The 4,793-nt window shown below is 51.8% G+C and carries 5 protein-coding genes and 1 pseudogene; 5 read left to right on the top strand and 1 reads right to left on the bottom strand.

The window, feature by feature from the left end; all coding sequences use genetic code 11:
* Positions 1 to 142: pseudogene (locus ACHH0Z_RS25315) on the top strand (plasmid mobilization relaxosome protein MobC); the annotation flags it as partial.
* 181 nt (positions 143 to 323) lie between these two features.
* On the opposite strand, the gene ACHH0Z_RS25310 reads toward ACHH0Z_RS25315, so the two are convergent.
* On the bottom strand, positions 324 to 569 hold the full coding sequence (locus tag ACHH0Z_RS25310; protein ID WP_050497065.1) for a hypothetical protein: 246 nt from the start codon (positions 567 to 569) through the stop codon (positions 324 to 326).
* A 250-nt stretch (positions 570 to 819) separates the two neighbouring features.
* On the opposite strand from ACHH0Z_RS25310, the gene ACHH0Z_RS25305 reads away from it, so the two are divergent.
* From ACHH0Z_RS25305 to ACHH0Z_RS25290, 4 genes are all read left to right on the top strand, one after another.
* Entirely contained in the window at positions 820 to 1,305 is a 486-nt protein-coding gene (locus tag ACHH0Z_RS25305; RefSeq protein WP_012565228.1) for an MbeB family mobilization protein, read from the top strand.
* Between the two features lie 3 nt (positions 1,306 to 1,308).
* Positions 1,309 to 1,524, top strand: a complete 216-nt coding sequence (locus tag ACHH0Z_RS25300; RefSeq protein ID WP_015589619.1) for an MbeD family mobilization/exclusion protein — start codon at positions 1,309 to 1,311, stop codon at positions 1,522 to 1,524.
* 345 nt (positions 1,525 to 1,869) lie between these two features.
* Entirely contained in the window at positions 1,870 to 3,426 is a 1,557-nt protein-coding gene (locus tag ACHH0Z_RS25295) for a sensor domain-containing diguanylate cyclase (RefSeq protein WP_032105005.1), read from the top strand.
* A gap of 1,037 nt (positions 3,427 to 4,463) precedes the next feature.
* Positions 4,464 to 4,793, top strand: a 330-nt coding sequence (locus ACHH0Z_RS25290; protein WP_395149611.1) for a MobC family plasmid mobilization relaxosome protein, incomplete at its 3' end; no start/stop codon positions are given.

Raw genomic sequence — 4,793 nt, 5'->3', positions numbered from 1 at the left:
CCAGATAGCCCGCCGTGTTAACGCCGGCGGCGGCACCGGCCATGACAGGGTACAGATTGTGGCGGCGCTGATGGCCATCGATGCCGGCCTTGAGCGGCTGCGGCACGCCGTTCTTGAGAAAGGAACGGACGATGATCGTTAAATTTCATCCGCGCGGCCGCGGCGGTGGCGCCGGGCCGGTGGACTATCTGCTGGGTAAAGACCGGCAGCGTGAAGGCGCCACCGTCCTGCAGGGGAAGCCGGAAGAAGTCCGGGAGCTGATTGACGCATCGCCTTACGTTAAGAAATACACCTCCGGGGTACTGTCGTTTGCGGAAGCGGATTTACCTTCCGGCCAGCGGGAAAAGCTGATGGCAAGCTTTGAGCGGGTTCTGATGCCCGGACTTGATAAAGACCAGTACAGCATCCTGTGGGTGGAGCATCGTGACAAGGGGCGGCTTGAGCTGAATTTTCTGATCCCGAACACGGAGCTGCTGACCGGCAGACGGCTCCAGCCGTATTACGATCGCGCCGACCGTCCACGCATCGATGCCTGGCAGACCATCGTGAACGGCAGACTGGGGCTGCACGACCCGAACGCACCGGAGAACCGGCGGGCACTGGTCACACCGTCTGCACTGCCTAAAGCGAAGCAGGAGGCTGCAGAAGCGATTACACGCGGTCTGCTTGCTCTTGCCTCATCCGGGGAGCTGAAAACCCGTCAGGATGTCACTGAGGCGCTGGAAAGCGCAGGTTTTGAGGTGGTCCGCACCACAAAAAGCAGTATCAGCATTGCCGACCCGGACGGGGGGCGAAACATCCGACTGAAGGGAGCCATTTATGAACAGTCTTTTAACGCTGGCGAAGGACTTAGAGCAGAAATCGAAAGCGCAGCAGCAGAATACCGGCGAGATGCTGAAAGCCGCATTCAGCGAGCACGAGAAATCTGTAAAAGCGGAACTGAACGAAAGCGCGAAGAGAATCAGCGCCGCCATCCTCGACCACGACCGGAAACTGTCCTCAGCCATGAGCCAGCGCACGAAAGGCATGGTGCGCATGGTCAGCCAGACGTGGCTGACCATCGTCCTGGTCTCCGCGCTGCTGATCGCCTCGAGCGCGGGCATTCTGTGGTGGCAGGGGCAGCAGATACTCGACAACTACACGACCATCCGGGAGCAGAAGAGCACGCAGGCCATGCTGTCAGAGAGGAACAGCGGCGTGCAGCTCTCGACCTGCGGCGAGCAGAGACGCCGCTGCGTGAAGGTGAACCCGGAAGCGGGACGGTTCGGAGAGGATTCGAGCTGGATGATACTGGCGGGGAAATAGCACATGACGGAGCTGGAAAAACAGTTGCTGAGCGCATTAGAGCAGCTACAGCAGGACTACTCGAAAAGGCTGGACGAGTGGGAGAGCGCCTTCGCGGAATGGCGGACGATGTCTGGTCTTATGCAACGGGAGAACGCAGCGCTGAGCGAGCGCGTCACGGGCTTGAGCAGGCAGGTGCAGAGTTTGAGCGAGCAGCTGCGCCGGTTGTCGAGCGACTGAATGCCGTCGAGCTGCACCGGGAGCAGGAGCGCGTGGTGCAGCATCAGAAAGCGCTGGAGCTGGAGCGATCTCAGCGACAGCGGACGTATAACAGCCCTTCACTGTGATAACCTGATAAAACGGGGCTTTCGGTGGACATCTGCGCTGAAAGCCGGAGCCATTCACCCGACTGCATAGCCATGCAGCCGGGTGAAATTTATCTGGCGCAGAATGCGCGGTTTAGCGGAGAGTTTGCTGCCGGTTTTACCGGGCTGACGCCGCATTTGTTCCGAACCCGTCCGGGGCGGTGCTGATAAGGGATGTTATGGTAAATGCGGCATTTTTTATTATATGGAGTGTATTTTTATGAGAATTAAAAAGCCTCACCTTCGTCCGATAGTCATAACCTTGTCCGTTGGTGGGATTTTGTTAACTTCTATTTTTCTGATTGCCGTTATTATGGTTTTTCAGCGCGAAAATATAGAAAAAGATTTGCTTGATGCTAATTCATCGTACGCTATGAAAATGTCAGATGTAATGAGTGGTTATATTGAAATGGCTCAAGGTGAATTAGCATATGGAGCAAAAAAAATAAAATCAACTAATGATATTGACTCACTTAAAGATGAGGCGGATAGGTTAAGATTGCAGTCTGGTATGTTTAATTCAGTTTTTGTTGTTAGTAATGATGCTGTTGTTCTGGCGACTTCGCCAGAATCTCTTGATTTAGTTGGTACCCGCTTGAATTCAAGTGCCAACAAATTGGCGATTGAGGAAAAGAAACCATTCATATCTTCACCGTTCAAATCAGTTACTGGGAATTTGATTATTTTGTTGTCACATCCTATTTATGATAAGAATGGCAATTACATAGGGCATGTCGGTGGGTCTATATATCTAAAAAAACATAGTTTATTTAGCGATGTTTTGAGCAGGCATTTTTTCAAGAGCGACACTGAAATTAGCATTGTTAGTGATGATGGAACTGTGATCTTTAATAACGATAACAGTGCTGTTGGTCGGCCCATGGTTATGTCTGATGATTTGAAATCAAAGTTAACGGAGTCTGATAGAGGTGAGGGGGAATTTTTTTTTTCGGGGAATAGATATCTTCTGGGTTATGCTCATGTGAAAAATACTGCTTGGAATGTGTTGGTTTATAGCCATGCTGAAAGCGCGACTACTATTCTTATTACTTATGCTAAAAGTGTACTTGTTCTGCTAATTGTAATAATTATTGCATTTTCACTTCTTTCATATTTCATTGCCTCCCGTATTTCACTTCCTTTAGAAAAGCTTGCTATATCTACCAATGCTAAAGATATAGGGGCTTCGTTAGTTTATATTAAAGCTATCAATGCTTGGTATGCCGAAGCTGATCGACTTAAAAAGGCACTTTTTACGCATGTTAAGGTAATGATGGAAAGGGTTGATTCTTTAAATGAGGTGGCGCTTAAAGATCCCCTTACCGGCGTGAACAATAGATTGGGGTTTTCAACTAAAATACAGAATAACAAGTATGGGGCAGGAGCTTCAGTTATTGCTATTGATGTTGATTTTTTTAAAAAAATAAATGATAGTTTCGGGCATGGGGTCGGAGATGAGGTGCTTGTTTCTTTGGCTCAGATTATTAAGTCTTGTTGCCGTAGTGAAGATATTATTTGTCGGTTTGGTGGAGAAGAGTTTGTTGTTTTTCTGCCGAATACATCTGTGGTAACAGCGGAGTGTGTTGCGGAGCGTATTAGGAGTGTTATTGAACGTACTGTTTTCCCTAATAACTTGCGTGTCACCGTATCTGCTGGTGTGGCAACACAAGATGATCCTCTTGGTGGGATCGATTTTTTGCTGAAAAATGCTGACGATGCTCTTTATCAAGCTAAGAGAGAGGGGCGTAATAAAGTGATTGTATATAGCGCTATTTGAGTTTTTTTGATGACGCTTTACGCGCTAGTGTGCCGTTTTTTTTTGTGGGGAGGGGGGTTCAAGAAGCGGATCCTCTTGTTATCCCTTCGATGTCGTCGTAATCTCATGCCCTGCAAACAAAAAAACCACCGCTACCAACGGTGGTTCGTTTGCCGGAATCAAGAGCTACCAACTCTTTCTTCCGAAGGTAACTGGCTTTCACGGAGCGCAGGTACCAAAACTGTCCTTCCAGTGTAGCCGCAGTCAGGCCACCACTTCAAGAACTCTGTAGAACACTCTACTACTCCGCTCCGTGAATCCTCTTACTAATGGCTACCGCCACTGGCGATTTTTCGTGTCTGTTCCGGGTTGGACTCAAGATGATAGTTACCGGGACAACGTGGTAGTCGGGCTGAACGGGGGGTTCGTGCATACAGTCCAGCTTGGAGCGAACTGCCTTCCCGGAACCGAGTGTCAGGCGTGGAATGAGATAAACGCGGCCATAACAGCGGATTGACATCGGTAAACCGAAAGGCAGGAACAGGAGAGCGCACGAGGGAGCCACCAGGGGGAAACGCCTGGTATCTTTATAGTCCTGTCGGGTTTCGCCACCACTGATTTGAGCGTCAGATTTCGTGATGCTTGTCAGGGGGGCGGAGCCTATGGAAAAACGGCTTCGCCGTGGCCTTATCGCTTCCCTGTTAAGCTTCTTCCTGGCATCTCCCAGGAAATTTCCGCCCCGCCTGTAAGCCGGTACCGCTCGCCGCAGCCGAACGACCGAGCGCAGCGAGTCAGTGAGCGAGGAAGCGGAATATATCCTGTATCACATATTCTGCTGACGCTCCGCTGCTGCATTTTTCTCCTGCCACATGAAGCACTTCACTGACACTCGCATCCGTGCCAACATAGTAAGCCAGTATACACTCCGCTAGCGCTCGTGACTGGTTCAGGGCTGCACCCCGAAACCCGCCAACAGCCTGACGCGCCTGCGGCTTGTCCAACCCCGCGCCGACCGGGAAAGGCTTTCCCGCCCGTCCCGGCGTTATCAGGAGGCCGGTTTGTCAGAGAAACGGAGCAAGATGCTCACCATGTGGGTGACGGAGGACGAGCACCGGCGGCTGCTCGAGCGCTGTGACGGCAGGCAGCTGGCGGCGTGGATGCGGCAGATCTGCCTGGACGAAAAGCCGGCACGTTCCGGAAAGCTCCCCTCACTCTCGCCGGCGCTGCTGCGCCAGCTTGCCGGCATGGGCAATAACCTGAACCAGATAGCCCGCCGTGTTAACGCCGGCGGCGGCACCGGCCATGACAGGGTACAGATTGTGGCGGCGCTGATGGCCATCGATGCCGGCCTTGAGCGGCTGCGGCACGCCGTTCTTGAGAAAGGAACG

The organism is Enterobacter cloacae complex sp. 2024EL-00227 (assembly GCF_043945315.1).
Classification (GTDB): Bacteria; Pseudomonadota; Gammaproteobacteria; order Enterobacterales; family Enterobacteriaceae; genus Enterobacter; species Enterobacter roggenkampii.
The sequence above is the reverse complement of the archived record's forward strand: the minus strand, read 5'-3'. Positions and strand labels throughout refer to the sequence as shown.

Bases quoted from the DNA above. Each gene is read 5' to 3' on its own strand.
- ACHH0Z_RS25305 (WP_012565228.1), top strand. From the start codon at position 820: ATGAACAGTCTTTTAACGCTGGCGAAGGACTTAGAGCAGAAATCGAAA.
- ACHH0Z_RS25300 (WP_015589619.1), top strand. From the start codon at position 1,309: ATGACGGAGCTGGAAAAACAGTTGCTGAGCGCATTAGAGCAGCTACAG.
- ACHH0Z_RS25295 (WP_032105005.1), top strand. From the start codon at position 1,870: ATGAGAATTAAAAAGCCTCACCTTCGTCCGATAGTCATAACCTTGTCC.